The sequence below is a fragment of the Planococcus beijingensis genome (assembly GCF_016820615.1).
In the GTDB taxonomy this organism is placed as follows: domain Bacteria; phylum Bacillota; class Bacilli; order Bacillales_A; family Planococcaceae; genus Planococcus; species Planococcus notacanthi.
Genome location: NZ_JADHDZ010000013.1, coordinates 1 through 15,719, shown reverse-complemented (window position 1 = coordinate 15,719; position 15,719 = coordinate 1). Strand labels below are relative to the sequence as shown.

14 protein-coding genes, 1 tRNA gene, 1 other RNA gene and 1 other annotated feature are annotated in these 15,719 nt (G+C 46.0%); of the genes, 13 read left to right on the top strand and 3 right to left on the bottom strand.

Annotated features, from left to right (window positions below):
• Positions 1–361 precede the first annotated feature (361 nt).
• Positions 362–1,825, top strand: a complete 1,464-nt coding sequence (gene guaB / locus IRE19_RS18295) for an IMP dehydrogenase (protein WP_191716940.1) — start codon at positions 362–364, stop codon at positions 1,823–1,825.
• A 128-nt stretch (positions 1,826–1,953) separates the two neighbouring features.
• The gene (locus IRE19_RS18290; RefSeq protein ID WP_203341449.1) at positions 1,954–3,294 is read left to right on the top strand and encodes a serine hydrolase; all 1,341 of its coding nucleotides are present in this window, start codon (positions 1,954–1,956) and stop codon (positions 3,292–3,294) included.
• Positions 3,295–3,332: 38 nt separating this feature from the next.
• On the opposite strand, the gene pdxR is transcribed toward IRE19_RS18290, so the two are convergent.
• The gene (gene pdxR / locus IRE19_RS18285; protein WP_203341448.1) at positions 3,333–4,727 is read right to left on the bottom strand and encodes a MocR-like pyridoxine biosynthesis transcription factor PdxR; all 1,395 of its coding nucleotides are present in this window, start codon (positions 4,725–4,727) and stop codon (positions 3,333–3,335) included.
• A 104-nt stretch (positions 4,728–4,831) separates the two neighbouring features.
• Between pdxR and pdxS the strand changes: the two genes are divergently transcribed.
• From pdxS to IRE19_RS18265, 4 genes are all read left to right on the top strand, one after another.
• Complete coding sequence (pdxS, locus tag IRE19_RS18280; protein WP_203341447.1) at positions 4,832–5,716, top strand: pyridoxal 5'-phosphate synthase lyase subunit PdxS; 885 nt, start codon at positions 4,832–4,834, stop codon at positions 5,714–5,716.
• A gap of 2 nt (positions 5,717–5,718) precedes the next feature.
• The gene (pdxT, locus tag IRE19_RS18275) at positions 5,719–6,312 is read left to right on the top strand and encodes a pyridoxal 5'-phosphate synthase glutaminase subunit PdxT (protein ID WP_203341446.1); all 594 of its coding nucleotides are present in this window, start codon (positions 5,719–5,721) and stop codon (positions 6,310–6,312) included.
• Between the two features lie 32 nt (positions 6,313–6,344).
• Positions 6,345–6,551: a binding site (T-box leader), on the top strand.
• A 63-nt stretch (positions 6,552–6,614) separates the two neighbouring features.
• Entirely contained in the window at positions 6,615–7,892 is a 1,278-nt protein-coding gene (serS, locus tag IRE19_RS18270) for a serine--tRNA ligase (protein WP_203341445.1), read from the top strand.
• Between the two features lie 92 nt (positions 7,893–7,984).
• On the top strand, positions 7,985–8,845 hold the full coding sequence (locus IRE19_RS18265) for an alpha/beta fold hydrolase (RefSeq protein ID WP_203341444.1): 861 nt from the start codon (positions 7,985–7,987) through the stop codon (positions 8,843–8,845).
• A gap of 12 nt (positions 8,846–8,857) precedes the next feature.
• On the opposite strand, the gene tadA is transcribed toward IRE19_RS18265, so the two are convergent.
• The gene (tadA, locus tag IRE19_RS18260; protein ID WP_203341443.1) at positions 8,858–9,349 is read right to left on the bottom strand and encodes a tRNA adenosine(34) deaminase TadA; all 492 of its coding nucleotides are present in this window, start codon (positions 9,347–9,349) and stop codon (positions 8,858–8,860) included.
• A 127-nt stretch (positions 9,350–9,476) separates the two neighbouring features.
• Between tadA and IRE19_RS18255 the strand changes: the two genes are divergently transcribed.
• From IRE19_RS18255 to IRE19_RS18245, 3 genes are all read left to right on the top strand, one after another.
• On the top strand, positions 9,477–10,337 hold the full coding sequence (locus IRE19_RS18255; RefSeq protein WP_203341442.1) for a YitT family protein: 861 nt from the start codon (positions 9,477–9,479) through the stop codon (positions 10,335–10,337).
• A gap of 95 nt (positions 10,338–10,432) precedes the next feature.
• Positions 10,433–11,071 carry a deoxynucleoside kinase gene (locus tag IRE19_RS18250; protein ID WP_191716949.1) on the top strand — a complete coding sequence of 213 codons (639 nt, stop codon included), beginning with the start codon at positions 10,433–10,435 and terminating at the stop codon, positions 11,069–11,071.
• A complete protein-coding gene (locus IRE19_RS18245) occupies positions 11,068–11,736 on the top strand; it encodes a deoxynucleoside kinase (protein ID WP_203341441.1) in 669 nt (222 codons plus the stop codon). The genes IRE19_RS18250 and IRE19_RS18245 overlap by 4 nt, the downstream gene beginning before the upstream one ends.
• A gap of 200 nt (positions 11,737–11,936) precedes the next feature.
• On the opposite strand, the gene IRE19_RS18240 is transcribed toward IRE19_RS18245, so the two are convergent.
• Positions 11,937–12,029 (bottom strand) — tRNA-Ser (locus tag IRE19_RS18240).
• Positions 12,030–12,210: 181 nt separating this feature from the next.
• Between IRE19_RS18240 and ffs the strand changes: the two genes are divergently transcribed.
• The 4 genes from ffs to recR all read left to right on the top strand — a co-directional run bounded on the left by ffs (position 12,211) and on the right by recR (position 15,331).
• Positions 12,211–12,476, top strand: an RNA gene (gene ffs, locus IRE19_RS18235) — signal recognition particle sRNA large type.
• A 164-nt stretch (positions 12,477–12,640) separates the two neighbouring features.
• The gene (gene dnaX / locus IRE19_RS18230) at positions 12,641–14,374 is read left to right on the top strand and encodes a DNA polymerase III subunit gamma/tau (protein ID WP_203341440.1); all 1,734 of its coding nucleotides are present in this window, start codon (positions 12,641–12,643) and stop codon (positions 14,372–14,374) included.
• 27 nt (positions 14,375–14,401) lie between these two features.
• Entirely contained in the window at positions 14,402–14,722 is a 321-nt protein-coding gene (locus IRE19_RS18225; protein ID WP_191716952.1) for a YbaB/EbfC family nucleoid-associated protein, read from the top strand.
• Between the two features lie 12 nt (positions 14,723–14,734).
• Positions 14,735–15,331, top strand: a complete 597-nt coding sequence (recR, locus tag IRE19_RS18220) for a recombination mediator RecR (RefSeq protein ID WP_008497656.1) — start codon at positions 14,735–14,737, stop codon at positions 15,329–15,331.
• Positions 15,332–15,719: the final 388 nt, after the last annotated feature.

Genomic DNA, 15,719 nt, shown 5'->3' with positions numbered 1-15,719 from the left:
AAGTTAAGCTCTTTTGCGCCGATGGTAGTTGGGGGTCTCCCCCTGTGAGAGTAGGACGTCGCTGGGCACATGAATGAAAGTCGTTACCGATTCCGGTAACGGCTTTTTTTGTTTATTTGAAAGAAGTATAGGAAAGCCTAAAAAATTATCAGAGTAACACCGGCCATCCAATATGCATCCCATTCGATATAGAAGATGATGCAGTTTGTAAGTAATTGTTTAAACAGCGTTCCTAACGACCCTAAAACAAATGAAATTAATTATTCGAAATACTTTTTCTTTTCGTAGTTTCTTGACACACTATATGGACGCTGATAACCTTACAATAATATTTAAAAGGAAGCAGGAGGCGCGTCTACTTATGTGGGAATCAAAATTTGTAAAAGAAGGCTTAACGTTTGATGATGTATTGCTTGTACCAGCTCATTCGGAGGTTTTACCGAAAGATATCGATTTGGCTGTTGAATTAACACCAAAACTTAAGTTGAAAATTCCAGTGATCAGTGCAGGCATGGATACAGTAACGGAAGCTAAAATGGCAATTGCAATGGCTCGTCAGGGTGGATTAGGAATTATTCACAAGAATATGAGCATCGAAGAACAAGCGGAACAGGTTGTTACTGTAAAGCGTTCAGAAAATGGCGTTATTACAGATCCTTTCTTCTTAACTCCTGAACATCAAGTCTATGATGCAGAACATCTAATGGGCAAATACCGCATTTCAGGTGTTCCGATTGTCAAGAACGAAGACGATCTTACACTTGTCGGGATCATCACAAACCGTGATTTGCGCTTTATCCAGGACTATTCTTTAAAGATTGACGATGTCATGACTAAAGAACAATTGGTCACTGCTCCGGTAGGAACAACTTTAGAAGATGCAGAAAAAATTCTGCAGCAATACAAGATCGAAAAATTGCCGATTGTTGATGGTAATGGCCTTCTTAAAGGGTTGATTACCATTAAGGATATTGAGAAAGTGATTGAATTCCCGAATGCTGCTAAAGATGAGCACGGCCGATTATTGGCAGGAGCAGCCGTAGGCGTCACTTCAGACACAATGAAACGCGTCGAGCATCTGGTGAAGGCTTCTGTTGACGTGATTGTGTTAGACACAGCTCACGGCCATTCAGAAGGCGTTTTGGGCATGGTTAAACAGATTCGTGCTGAGTATCCGGAACTGACAATCATTGCAGGAAACGTAGCTACGGCTACTGGAACCAAAGCGTTGATCGAAGCCGGAGCTGATGTAGTAAAAGTCGGAATTGGACCGGGTTCCATCTGTACAACACGCGTTGTAGCAGGCGTGGGTGTCCCTCAGATTACAGCTGTTTATGATTGTGCAACAGAAGCTCGCAAGTATGGCAAAGCCATCATTGCTGATGGAGGGATCAAGTATTCCGGAGACATCATTAAAGCATTGGCAGCAGGCGGCCACGTAGTTATGCTGGGCAGTTTGCTGGCAGGGACAACTGAAAGCCCGGGAGATACTGAAATCTTCCAAGGACGCCGTTTTAAAACTTACCGTGGCATGGGATCAATCGCTTCAATGGAAAAAGGCTCAAAAGATCGTTACTTCCAAGATGATGCAAAAAAATTGGTTCCAGAAGGCATCGAAGGGCGCTTGCCTTACAAAGGACCACTTTCTGATACCATTCACCAATTACTTGGCGGTATCCGTGCCGGAATGGGCTATTGCGGAACAAAAGATTTAGAGACTTTGCGTGATGAAGCACAATTTATCCGCATGACAGGTGCCGGTTTGCGCGAAAGCCATCCGCATGACGTACAAATCACCAAAGAGTCTCCTAACTACTCAATTTAATCGACTTCTCAGCACCTTTTCGGTCAATCTTATGACGGAAAAGGTGCTTTTTTCATGTTTGCATTTTTGGGTCTGGAGAATATGGTAGAATAGCATGTGGAATATTATAAACGGAGGTAGTTATCCAAGTGAAAAAAGTTTTTAATAAAGGTTTATTGATGGCTTTAATGGCAATTTTGACTTTGACTGCAATTGTTCCGCAGCAAGCACAAGCGGAAGAATCGTTACATATAATGGCGGAAGCTGCGATTTTAGTGGATGCTGAAAGCGGCAAGATCCTCTATGAAAAAAATGCCGGAAAGCCTTTAGGGGTAGCCAGCATGACCAAGATGATGACAGAGTACCTGTTGTTCGAGGCGATTGAAGACGGACGGATCAAATGGGACCAGGAATACCAGGTGACGGATTATGCTTATCAAATTTCCCAGGATATGCGTTTGAGCAACGTGCCATTCCGCAAAGATGGCTCTTATACCATCAAAGAATTGTATGAAGCGATGGCTATTTTCTCAGCCAACGCTGCAACGATCGGCATTGCTGAAACGATTGCCGGGACGGAAAGTGAATTTGTTCGGTTAATGAATGAAAAAGCTGAGGAAATGGGTTTAGAAGAAACAACTTTCGTCAATTCAACTGGCCTCAGTAATTCGAGCCTAATGGACATGCATCCGGAAGGGACGAAAAAGACTGACGAAAACCTGATGCCGGCAAGATCAGTGGCAAAACTGACGAAAATCCTGCTGGATGATTATCCGGAAGTGCTGGAAACGACAAAGGTTCCAGTGATGATGTTCCGCGAAGGAACGGCAGATGAAACGCGTATGGAAAATTGGAATTCAATGCTGCCTGGCTTAATTTATGAATACGAAGGCATGGATGGTCTGAAAACTGGAAGCACGGATTTCGCGGGCTATTCGTTCGCTGGAACAGCGAAAAGGGAAGATACCCGGTTGATTGCAGTCGTCATGGGGGCTGTAGACAATGAAGGGGCCGGTTCTTATAAAGCCCGTTTCGATGCAACGCGTGCGTTGATGGATTTCGGATTTGGCCAATTTACAACAGAGGAAATCATTCCTGCTGGCTATCAGTTTGAAGGGCAGGAAACCTTAGCCGTTGAAAAAGGCGTGGAAGAAGATGTTTCAATAGCCGTCAAAGAGCCGGTGACGATGATGATCCGGACCGCTGACAAGAAATTGTATCAACCGGAATTGCTGTTGGATGATTCAGTTGTCCAGAACGGCAAACTCGAAGCTGCTGTAGAAAAAGATGCAGTGGTTGGAACCGTGGAAATCGCAAAAGCGGATGGAACGGAATACGGTTATTTAAGCGGCAGCGCCGAAGATATTGAAGTGGCGACGACTGAATCTGTAGAACGTGCCAATTGGGTATCTTTATCGATGCGCAGTGCGGGAGGATTTTTGTCTTCTCTATGGGACGATGCCGGTGGTTTTGTAAAAGGATTATTTTAATAAAGAAAGCCGGCCATCTACTGGATGACCGGCTTTTTTCAATGGATTTCCCAGCAAGACATCAATTCAGTGATGCCGGAATGGATTTCTTTTTCCGACAGCCCGCCGAATCCAAGGACAATTTTAGGGTGGGGGTTGTCTTTTTTATGGACGTCATAAGATTCCATCCCTGTCACGCGGATACCGGCTTCTTGAGCCCTTGTGACAAGCTCTTTTTCGGTAAGCGTTGTTTGAACAGTCAAGACAATGTGCATACCGGCCTGTTCCCCTGAAACGATGACGGTAGGTGCATATAAAGCTAATGAGGCACTGAGTTGCTTGATTTTTTTCTGGTACAGTTTGCGCATGCGGTTCAAGTGGCGTGCGAAATGTCCGTCTTTCATGAACGTTGCGACCATTTGTTGGTCGTGCCTAGGCACTGATGAAGAGTAATGAAGAAAAGTTTGCTGGTACGCGCGCAGCAGCCGTTTTGGAAGGACCATATAGGCAAGTCGCAGAGAAGGCATCAACGACTTGGAAAATGTGCTGAGGTAGATGACCCGGTCGCTCCGATCCATGCTTTGCAAAGCTGGAATGGGCCGGCTCGTATAACGGAACTCGCTGTCATAATCATCTTCGATGATGTAACGTTCTGGTTTGGCCGCCGCCCAGTTGAGCAATTGCGCCCGTTTGGTCGCGCTCAGAACAGAGCCGGATGGAAACTGATGAGAAGGGGTAACGTATGCAACATCCACATTGGACGCTTCCAATTCGCTGACGTTCAGGCCATCGGAATCCAGTTCAATGGGAACCGATTGGCGGTCATGATGGTTGAAAATGCTGTGCGTCAGTGCATAACCGGGATTCTCGTAACCGAACACAAGCGTTTTATCGAGAAGGCGGATCAACAGCGGCAGCAGCTGCTCGGTACCGGAACCGATCACAATTTGCTCTGCAGCGCAGATGACTCCGCGTGACTGATACAAATACCTGGCAATTTCCTGGCGCAGGGCATCATCCCCTTGAGGATGGCCTGACAACAGCAATTCGTGGCTCGACTCATCGAGAATATCACGCGCCAGTTTACGCCAAGTGGAAAAAGGAAACGAGCGCGTATCAATGCTGGCTGAATTAAAATCAACTTTGTAGGAAATCGTTTCTTTTGTAACCGGTTCATCTTGCGGAATATCCAAATAGGCAAGTTCTTCAACCGGCTGGGCATAAAATCCTTTTCGCGGCCGTGATTCAATAAATCCTTCGGCAACAAGCTGGGAATAGGCAAGTTCGACAGTCGTTTGGCTGATTTGAAGATAATCCGCCAATTTTCGCTTGCTCGGTAATTTGGTATCAACTTGTATGCTGCCTTCAATGATGGCTTTTTTTATTTCACGGTATAGCTGTTTATATAATGGGGTTTGAGACTGTTTTTGTAGCTGAAACATAAGCATATCCATTTGCCTTCCTCCAACTGACCTTATTGAAATTAAGAGAACTGAGTCTTTTTATATGGTCAATCTTTATTATACTGAATTTATCAACAAATAGGGGGAATTCGTAAATGAGTGAGCAAGGAACAGACCGTGTAAAAAGAGGAATGGCCGAAATGCAAAAAGGTGGGGTCATCATGGATGTCGTCAATGCGGAACAGGCACGTATTGCTGAAGCGGCAGGTGCAACTGCTGTCATGGCACTGGAACGGGTGCCATCTGATATTCGCAGAGACGGTGGAGTGGCGCGGATGGCAGATCCGCGCATAACGGAAGAAGTGATGAAAGCCGTCTCGATTCCAGTTATGGCAAAAGCCCGCATTGGCCATATTGTAGAAGCCCGCATCCTGGAAGCGATGGGTGTAGATTATATTGATGAAAGTGAAGTACTGACGCCGGCAGATGAGGAATTTCATCTGTTGAAGAATCAATACACGGTGCCGTTTGTCTGCGGTTGCCGCAACTTGGGAGAAGCAGCGCGCCGGATCGGTGAAGGAGCTTCTATGCTGCGTACGAAAGGCGAGCCGGGCACCGGCAATATCGTCGAAGCAGTCCGCCATTTGCGCCAGGTGAATGCAGAAGTAAGAAAAGTGATCACCATGAGCGAAGATGAGTTGATGACGGAAGCGCGCAATCTGGGGGCTTCTTATGAATTCCTGAAAGAAGTAAAACGGCTGGGACGTTTGCCGGTCGTTAATTTTGCTGCCGGAGGCGTAGCGACGCCGGCAGATGCAGCATTGATGATGGAATTGGGGGCGGACGGCGTATTTGTGGGATCCGGAATCTTCAAATCCGATAATCCCGAACGGTTTGCGCGGGCAATTGTCGAAGCCACTACGCATTACCAGGACTATAAATTGATTGCGGAGCTTTCAAAAGACTTGGGCATTGCCATGAAAGGGATTGAAATCTCAACCATTGCTGCAGGCGAGCGCATGCAGGAGCGGGGCTGGTAAAGATGAAACGAGTAGGAGTTCTTGCTTTACAGGGCGCTGTTCGCGAGCATCTTCAATCGCTTGAGGCATGCGGAGCGGAAGGCGTTTTGGTAAAATGGCCGAAAGATCTCGAAACGCTGGATGCCTTGATTTTGCCGGGCGGCGAAAGTACCGCCATGCGCCGTCTGATTGATCGGTATGGAATGATGCAGCCATTGCAGGATTTTGCTGAAAGCGGAAAGCCGATGTTCGGGACATGTGCCGGTCTGATTTTATTGGCAAAAACAGTGGTTGGGTATGAGGAGCCGCATCTTGGTGTTATGGATGTGGCGGTAGAGCGGAATTCATTTGGCCGACAAGTGGACAGTTTCGAAGCATCGCTTGAAATCAAAGGTTTGGACGGAGCATTCGATGCGGTCTTTATCCGCGCCCCACATATCGTCAGCGCCGGTCCATCCGCAGAAGTGTTATGTGTTCATGATGGGAAAATCGTCATGGCGAAAAGCGGCCAGTTTCTGGGTTGTTCTTTCCATCCGGAATTAACGGAAGACCATCGCATTACGGCGTATTTTTTAAGCATGATTCCCAGTATGTCAGGCTTTCCCTTGCCAAATTAAGCAATTTATAGTAAAGTATGATTAATTTCAAAGACGAAACGTTGATGGGAAGTAGTAAAACGATTGTTTTTCCAAAGAGAGCCGGTGGTTGGTGCGAACCGGTGAAAAACGCGTTTGAATCCGTCCCGGAGTTGCATGGCGAAAAAAGCCATTGCCGGTTTTAATGCCGTTATGTGATGAAGAGGATTGGCTTTCGCCGATCAATCAGGGTGGCAACGCGGGTAGCTCTCGTCCCTTTACCAAGGGATGGGGGCTATTTTTGTTGTCTTTTTTTGTTAATCAAATTTTAGGAGGAAACAATTATGTTGGATATTCGTTTTGTACGTGCGAATTTTGAAGAAGTAAAAGCCAAGCTGGCGAAACGCGGAGAAGATATTTCTGTACTGGATGATTTTGAAGGATTGGATTTGAAGCGGCGTGAATTGATTGCGCAGACTGAAAAATTGAAGGCAGAACGCAATGAAGCATCACAAAACATCGCTGCCATGAAACGGGCAAAAGAAAATGCGGATGAAGCCATTGCGAAAATGCGCGAAGTCGGCGACAACATCAAAGCCATTGACGAAGAACTGCGTGAAGTGGAGGAAAGCCTCCACTACATCATGATGCGTGTCCCGAACATTCCACACGACAGCGTCCCGTTCGGCGATTCTGAAGATGATAATGAAGAAATACGCACGTGGGGAGACAAGCCGGAATTCGATTTCGAAGTAAAGCCGCATTGGGATCTGGGCACGGATTTACATATCATTGATTTTGAACGTGCAGCAAAAGTAACAGGCAGCCGCTTCGTTTTTTATCGCGGACTTGGCGCACGGCTGGAGCGCGCATTGATCAATTTCATGATGGATCTTCACCAGGAAGAGCATGGCTATGAAGAAATGCTGCCGCCGTATATGGTCAACCGTGAAAGCTTGACCGGTACTGGCCAATTGCCGAAATTTGAAGAAGATGCTTTTCTGATCGAAAAAGAGGATTATTTCCTGATTCCGACATCTGAAGTGCCGGTGACGAACTTCTACCGTGATGAGATCCTGACAGCGGATATGCTGCCGCAAGCCTTTGCTTCTTACAGCGCAAATTTCCGTTCTGAAGCGGGTTCTGCGGGGCGCGACACACGTGGATTGATCAGACAGCATCAATTCAATAAAGTCGAGCTGGTGCGCTTTGTGAAGCCGGAAGATTCTTATGATGAATTAGAAAAATTGACAGGCCACGCTGAGAAGGTGCTTCAGCTTCTTGGATTGCCATACCGCGTACTGAAAATGTGTACCGCTGACCTTGGCTTTACAGCTGCCAAGAAATACGACATCGAAGTATGGATCCCAAGCCAAGAAACGTACCGGGAAATTTCATCTTGCAGTAATTTTGAAGATTTCCAGGCAAGACGTGCAAACATCAAATTCCGCCGGGAAGCAACCGGCAAACCTGAGTTTGTCCATACCTTAAACGGCAGCGGACTGGCAATCGGCCGGACTGTGGCGGCATTGCTTGAAAATTGCCAGCAGGAAGATGGATCAATCAAGATCCCTGAAGTGCTGCAGCCTTATATGGGCGGCAAAAAGATCATCACTAAATAAAAAAAGGCTCAAAAGCACTTTGCTTTTGAGCCTTTTATTTTGATAAAAGGGTAAGGAGTAGATAAAGAGCATTTGTGAAGGGAGTTTGTTAGATGGAAAACGTGAACTTTCAATTCCTGGAGTCGAACGGCATCAATCTCCATATTGCTGTGGCCGGCCCTGAGAATGGACCATTGGTTGTCTTGCTGCATGGCTTTCCGGAATTTTGGTTTGGCTGGAAAAATCAAATTCAGCCGCTGGCGGAAAGAGGGTACCGGGTAGTGGCACCTGACCAGCGCGGCTATAATTTAAGCGACAAGCCAGAAGGAATCGATAATTACACGGTCGACCATTTGCGGGATGACGTTATCGGCATCATCGAGCATTTTCAAAAAGAATCGGCCATTGTCATCGGGCATGACTGGGGAGGGGCCGTTGCCTGGCATTTGGCAGCCACACATCCAGAGTATGTGGACAAACTGATCGTCCTGAATATCCCCCATCCGAAAGCCATGCCTCGGGTATTGAAGAAAAATCCCCTGCAATGGATGAAGAGCTCTTACATTGCGTTTTTCCAGCTACCCAACCTGCCTGAAAAGGCTCTCGGTATGGGAGAGTTTAAAACGATGCAGCAAAGCATAGAACAGACCAGTAAGCCGAATACATTTTCTTCGCATGAAATGGAGCAATATAAAACAGCGTGGTCGCAGTCCGATGCGCTGACAGCCATGCTGAATTGGTACCGGGCCATCCGGCGGGGCAGCTTCCGCCAAATCCCGGAAACAAAAATCAAAGTGCCGGTCAGGATCATCTGGGGATTGGGTGACCAGTTCCTGTCTCCCATGCTGGCAAAAGAAAGCATGTCTTTTTGTGAAGAAGTCAATTTGGCGTTTGTCGGAGAAGCAACCCACTGGATTCAGCATGAGCAGCCTGATATCGTCAATCGGTTGATCGAGCAATTTATCAACGAATAAAAGCGGAAGACCCTATAGTTGGGTTTTCCGCTTTTGTTTTTTGATTTCCCGAAGGTTTCGGAAAAATTGAGTCAATAGCTGGCCGCATTCATCAGCAAGGACGTTTTCGGTTACTTGGCATTGATGGTTGAACCGCTCGTCGTTCAGCAAGCGGTATAAAGAATCCACACTGCCGGCTTTTGCATCCCGTGCACCGTAGATGACATGGGGAATCCGGGATTGCAGAATGGCGCCTGCGCACATCGGACAGGGCTCTAACGTTACGTAAATCTTTGTATCTTCCAGCCGCCAGTTGCCCAGATGCCGGCAAGCTTCTTGAATCGCCAATAGTTCCGCATGGGTGACTGCGTTTTGCGTCGTTTCCCGCAAGTTGTGAGCGCGCGCTATTACTTGATCCTGATGGACAATGACAGCACCGATTGGAACTTCCCCTTTAGCTGCGGCTTTTTGTGCTTCTTCAATTGCCAATCCCATGTAAAATTGATCGATTTCCATTCCGTTCATGATGCATCGCTCCTTAGTTCTAGTGTAGCATGTTCGGGCCTGCAAAATGAGCAGGGAAATGCAGGCAGACAAAAATCATTATAAAGCGTAAAATAAAGAAACGAAAAGACTGGGAGTGAAGATATAGGTGAAACAGCATAAAAAGGAAAAACCACTTCATTTTACAATCCGCTTTGTGTTCATCATTATTGGCGCCGCGATGGCCGCTGCTGCCATTGAATTGTTCCTGGTGCCGAATTCCATCATCGATGGCGGGATTATCGGAATTTCTTTGATCGTGGATTATTTGACGGTAGTTCCTTTTGGGATATTGCTGGTCATCATTAATTTGCCTTTTCTTTATTTCGGCTACAAGCATATTGGCCGCAATTTTTTCATTTCTTCCATTTTTGCCATTGTGGCATTGGCCTTGATTGAAATACCCCTGCACCGGATTGAACCTTTCGTAGAAGATCCGCTGCTGGCTACTATATTTGGCGGTCTGCTTCTGGGGGCAGGTGTCGGACTTGTCATCCGCAACGGCGGAGCGCTTGACGGAACGGAGATTTTAGGGATTTTGCTCACGAAAAAATTGCCGTTTTCGATTGGCGAATTTGTCATGTTCTTTAATATCTTCATCTTTGGCTGGGCTGCATTTGTCCTCGGAATCGAACAGGCTATGTATTCGGTTCTGACCTACTACATTGCCTCCAAGACCATTGATGTCGTCATACAGGGCTTGGATGATACGAAAGCCGTGCTGATCATCTCGGAAGAATACGAAGAAATCGGGTTGGCCATCAATGACCGGCTGGGCCGCAGTTTCACTAAACTGCATGGCAAAGGCGGTTATTTGAACTCTCCGAAAGACATCATTTATGTAGTGGTCACCCGTCTGGAAATCACCAAACTGAAACAAATTGTAGCAGACATTGATTCCAAAGCCTTTTTGACGATTATGGATACCCAGGAAGTGCATGGCGGAACATTTAAAGCGGCGATCCATTAAACAAACTGTCGATTTTCCACTCTACTTTTAACCGAGTTGGTGTGTTAAAATAAATGGCATTGCAATTTACTTGAATCGAAAAAGGAGGACTTCACATGCCGGTGCCATTCATCACGGTAGAAGGTCCGATTGGGGTAGGCAAGACTTCGTTGACGAAAGCGCTCGCCGATCAAAATCAATTTCAACTGTTAAAAGAAATAGTAGACGAAAACCCGTTTTTAAATAAATTCTACGAAGACATAGAAGAGTGGAGCTTCCAGACAGAAATGTTCTTTTTGTGCAATCGCTATAAGCAATTGGCCGATATCCAGAAGAAGTTCATTTCCAAACAGGAACCGGTCGTCGCCGATTACCATATCTTTAAAAACCTGATTTTCGCAAAACGCACATTGCCGGAAGCTGAGTACGCCAAGTATGAAGCTATCTATAAAATCTTGACGGTGGATATGCCGAAACCGAATATGGTTATTTACCTGCATGCCAGTCTGGATACATTGATGAAACGCATCAAATTGCGTGGTCGTGAATTTGAGCAGATGATCACGCCGGACTATATGGAGCAGTTGGCAGCCGATTACCACGAGTTCATCGAACGCTTTGAGCGTGAGCATCCTGAAATTCCAGTGTTGCGTTTCAATGGGGACGAAATCGATTTTGTCCAAAATAGCGGCGATCTTCAGCTGATTTTAGATAAAGTGGATGGAACTTTACAAAAGAGGAGTTTGACTTTATGAATTTACGAGAAAAATACGGCATTCCACAGAATGCAGTAATTACAATAGCCGGCACAGTGGGGGTCGGGAAATCGACAATGACGAAAGCCTTGGCAGATGCCTTGCAATTCCGGACTTCATTTGAAAATGTCGATACCAATCCATATTTGGATTTGTTCTACGATGATTTTGAGAAATGGAGCTTCCATTTGCAGATTTATTTCTTGGCAGAACGCTTTAAAGAGCAGAAGCGGATGTTTGAATACGGCGGCGGATTTATCCAGGACCGCTCGATTTATGAAGATACTGGAATTTTTGCGAAGATGCATTGGGAAAAAGGCACAATGAACAACGTGGATTACGAGACGTACACGAACTTGTTTGAAGCAATGGTGATGACACCTTATTTCCCACACCCAGACTTGCTGATTTACCTGGAGGGTTCGATTGAAGACATTCTTTCCCGCATTCAGGAGCGCGGCCGTGCGATGGAGCAGCAGACACCGGTGGACTATTGGTTGGAAATGCATCAGCGCTATGAAAACTGGATCAATTCCTTCAATGGCTGTCCAGTTCTCCGTTTGAACATCAACGATTACGATTTGATGAACAATCCGGACTGCTCCGAGCAAATCGTTGAGCGTATCGGCAGTTTTATGAAGCAAACTTCTATTCTGCGCAAATAAAGAAACCCTTGGGCATTTTTTGCTCAAGGGTTTTGTTTTATTTCCCGGGTAATACGAAAAAATGGACATGAAAAAACCGGAAAGCCGAAGCCTTCCGGTACTCTATATCGAAATAATCAGACATACAAAATTTAAGAAAAATTCGTTACATACGTAACGAATCCAATCTCGAATTTATATGCGCGTGTAAATTCAAAAAATGGAGGAGGAAGAGGGATTCGAACCCCCGCGGGATTTGACTCCCCTGTCGGTTTTCAAGACCGATCCCTTCAGCCAAACTTGGGTATTCCTCCGTATTGGACATGAATTAATTTATCATGGATGAATAATGGATGTCAACCATTATTCTCTTTTTTATAAAAAATTAATGAAAAACCGATCTGCACCCGGAAATATGCTCGATTAAAAAGAAATTAAGATTTAAGGAAGGTTACTGATTGATTTTTTAACAAATCATTCGTATACTAGTAAATGCCGTGCTAGGTGGGAAGATAGCGGTGTCCTGTAACCTGCAATCCGCTTTAGCAGGACTGAATTCCTTTCTGAGGCTGTTTGCATGTAAGGTCTGCCTCTTGCACGTAGTGTTGACATCTGGGTCCTGCGCAATGGAATCCCATGAACCATGTCAGGTCCGGAAGGAAGCAGCATTAAGTGGAACATTCCATGTGCCGCGGGATCGCCTAGATCGAGCCAACGACAAGGGTAACGCTTATGTGCAGCAGTCGAAGAAAGGTGCACGGCAATAATCTTTAAATTCAAACCTGTCCGCTCTTGAGCGGGCAGGTTTTTTATTGTTTTATTCACGAAATCATCCTCTCCTGTACAGGGAAATCATTCAAGAGAACCGGCTTTTTATGATACAATAAAGGGACGAAAAACAGATTCTTCAAAAGGAGAGAACAAGTTGGCGTATCAAGCTTTTTACCGTGTTTACAGACCACAGTCCTTTTCTGAAATGACAGGTCAGACGCATGTCAAACAAACTCTTCAAAATGCTCTCCTTTACAATAAGACAACACATGCTTATTTGTTTTCGGGGCCGAGAGGGACAGGGAAGACCAGTGCGGCCAAGATATTTGCCAAAGCGTTGAATTGCGAGCAGGCGCCGGCATCGGAACCGTGCAATGAATGTGCTTCCTGTAAGAGCATCAACGAAGGGTCCAATACCGACGTCATCGAATTTGACGCGGCTTCCAATTCCCGTGTAGAAGAAATGCGGGAGATAATTGAGAAAGTCCGGTTTTCACCGGCAAATTCCCGTTTTAAGATCTACATCATCGATGAAGTGCACATGCTGTCGAACAGTGCGTTTAACGCGTTGCTGAAAACATTGGAAGAACCGCCGGAACACGTGGTCTTCATTTTGGCGACGACAGAGCCGCATAAATTGCCTTTGACGATCATTTCCCGCTGCCAGCGCTTTGATTTTAAGTCGCATACACAAGTGGACATTGTTGCGCGTATGGTGGAAGTGTTGACGGATGCACAGATTCCTTATAACGAACAAGTGCTTAAAATAATCGCACAGGCTGCAGCAGGCGGAATGCGTGATGCACTCAGCCTGTTGGATCAAGTAGTATCTTTCAGCGGCGATGAAATGACGATTGAAGACGCATTGCTGGTTACGGGTTCCATCAGCCAGGATATGTTCTATGGCATCGCTGAAGCATTGCTTGCCAAAGACATCGGACAGGCATTGACTCTGTTGGAGCAATTGGTGCGCGACGGCAAAGATCCCGTCCGGCTGGTTGAGGACTTCATCACCTTCTTCCGTGATCTTTTGTTGATCCAGACGGCGCCAGACCTTCACGATATGTTGGAGTTGGCGACGCATGAACCGCGTTTTGAAGAGCTGGCCAAGCGATTTGAACCGGCGACGCTGTACACTTGGATTGATATTCTATCCAAGACACAGCAGGAAATGCGTTTTTCCAACCATACGAAAATTTATATGGAAACAGCCTTGCTGAAAATGGCGCAGGCGGATGTGCCGGTCCAAAGCACGGCTTCTGCAGTGTCACCCGAACTGGAAGCGAAAGTCATCCAGTTGGAAAACCTGGTGCGCGAATTGCAGCAGCAAGTACAGAATGGGGCCGGCAGCGGCGCAGCGGCGGCACCAGCCGAGCAGAAAAAACGCCAGCGTGTGCAAAGCAGCTTTAAAATACCGACGGGACGCATTCAGGATGTTTTGAAAAATGCGACCAAAGTGGATATTCAAGCAATCAAAACCAATTGGGCGACAGTCATGAACCAATTGCAGCGATCGCATTCGGCTTTATTGAATGATGCAGAGCCGGTAGCGGCATCAGCAGATGCATTTGTGTTAAAATTCAAGTATGATATTCATTGCCAGATGGCTTCCGAAAACCAGACGTTTGCCGCAACTTTCAGCCAGTTGCTGGAACAGTATGCAGGCAAAGCTTATACGCCGGTTTTTGTTCCGGATGCCAGTTGGCTGAAGATCCGTGAAGAGTTTATTAAAAAGAGCGGATTGAAAGCGGGCACTGAAGAAAAACAGTCAGAGGCTGAAGAAGAAAATCCGTTTTCGGGTGAAGGGGCAGTGGCGGAAGAAGATCCGATCATCTCAGAAGCCGAACGTCTTTTCGGAAAAGACTTTGTCGAAGTTCATGACGATTAAAATGAAAATTCTAAGGAGGAACTAATTATGCGCGGTGGAGGAAATATGCAAGGCATGATGAAGCAAATGCAAAAAATGCAAAAAGAGATGGCGATTGCTCAAGAAGAGCTTGGTACATTGAAGTTCGAAGGAGCAGCTGGCGGCGGTATGGTCAAAGTCACTGTATCCGGCCACAAAGAAGTATTGGATGTTGTATTGGATCCAACAGTCGTAGACCCGGAAGATGTTGAAATGCTGCAGGATCTGTTGATCGTAGCGACAAACGAAGCGTTTAAAAAAGCGGATGAACATGCGAATTCCACAATGGGGAAATTCACGAAGGGCTTAAATCTCCCGGGCATGTTCTAGGAGGTAAACCAGATGCATTATCCAGAACCCATTTCGAAATTAATGGAGAGTTTTATGAAATTGCCAGGAATCGGGCCAAAAACAGCAGCCCGGCTGGCATTTTTTGTGCTTGGCATGAAGGAAGACACAGTGCTTGATTTTGCTAAAGCTCTTGTGGATGCAAAGCGGAATTTAAGTTTCTGCTCGGTGTGCGGCCATATTACTGATGTGGACCCTTGCCATATCTGCCAGGATCAGCAGCGCGACCGCACGACGATTTGTGTGGTGCAGGATCCGAAAGATGTCATCGCAATGGAGAAGATGCGCGATTACAAAGGCTTGTACCATGTTTTGCAGGGTGCTATTTCTCCAATGGATGGCATTGGTCCGGAAGATATCAACGTACCATCCTTGCTGAAGCGTCTTCAGGACGAAGAAGTAGAGGAATTGATCTTGGCAACGAATCCGACGATCGAAGGCGAAGCGACAGCGATGTATATTTCCCGTCTGGTAAGGCCATCAGGAATCAAGACCACGCGGATTGCCCACGGTCTTCCGGTAGGCGGCGATTTGGAGTATGCAGACGAAGTGACGTTGTCAAAAGCTTTGGAAGGCCGGCGTGAGCTTTAATAGAAGGAAAAGCCGAAATAGAGATTATATGCATTTTGCAAATTGGGAAATATTCTGATTTATTATGTTTGGCATATAATAGTCTGGTAAGTAAGATTAGTACTGAGCGAAAAGAAGAATGCTTTGAAGAGGAAAAGGAGTCAAGTAGAATGGCTTTACAGAGCCGTTTAACTTGCCTTCTTTTTTAAACTCTTCCTATAGAAGGGAAAGAACGTTCGGAAAGAATGTTTTATAAATATAATTTTATTTCCCAAAAGTGTTGACAGTTTGGATAATATGCTTTAATATCATAGGAGTCGTCAAGAACGACAGCAAACAACTTGAACCTTGAAAACTGAACAGCAAAACGTCAACATACAGCAACGGCCGCGCAAACGGCCCGCGCAAA

Coding starts and splice junctions, on each gene's coding strand:
- guaB (WP_191716940.1), top strand. CDS start 362: ATGTGGGAATCAAAATTTGTAAAAGAAGGCTTAACGTTTGATGATGTA.
- pdxR (WP_203341448.1), bottom strand. CDS start 4,727: ATGGATATGCTTATGTTTCAGCTACAAAAACAGTCTCAAACCCCATTA.
- pdxS (WP_203341447.1), top strand. CDS start 4,832: ATGAGTGAGCAAGGAACAGACCGTGTAAAAAGAGGAATGGCCGAAATG.
- pdxT (WP_203341446.1), top strand. CDS start 5,719: ATGAAACGAGTAGGAGTTCTTGCTTTACAGGGCGCTGTTCGCGAGCAT.
- serS (WP_203341445.1), top strand. CDS start 6,615: ATGTTGGATATTCGTTTTGTACGTGCGAATTTTGAAGAAGTAAAAGCC.
- IRE19_RS18265 (WP_203341444.1), top strand. CDS start 7,985: ATGGAAAACGTGAACTTTCAATTCCTGGAGTCGAACGGCATCAATCTC.
- tadA (WP_203341443.1), bottom strand. CDS start 9,349: ATGAACGGAATGGAAATCGATCAATTTTACATGGGATTGGCAATTGAA.
- IRE19_RS18250 (WP_191716949.1), top strand. CDS start 10,433: ATGCCGGTGCCATTCATCACGGTAGAAGGTCCGATTGGGGTAGGCAAG.
- IRE19_RS18245 (WP_203341441.1), top strand. CDS start 11,068: ATGAATTTACGAGAAAAATACGGCATTCCACAGAATGCAGTAATTACA.
- IRE19_RS18225 (WP_191716952.1), top strand. CDS start 14,402: ATGCGCGGTGGAGGAAATATGCAAGGCATGATGAAGCAAATGCAAAAA.
- recR (WP_008497656.1), top strand. CDS start 14,735: ATGCATTATCCAGAACCCATTTCGAAATTAATGGAGAGTTTTATGAAA.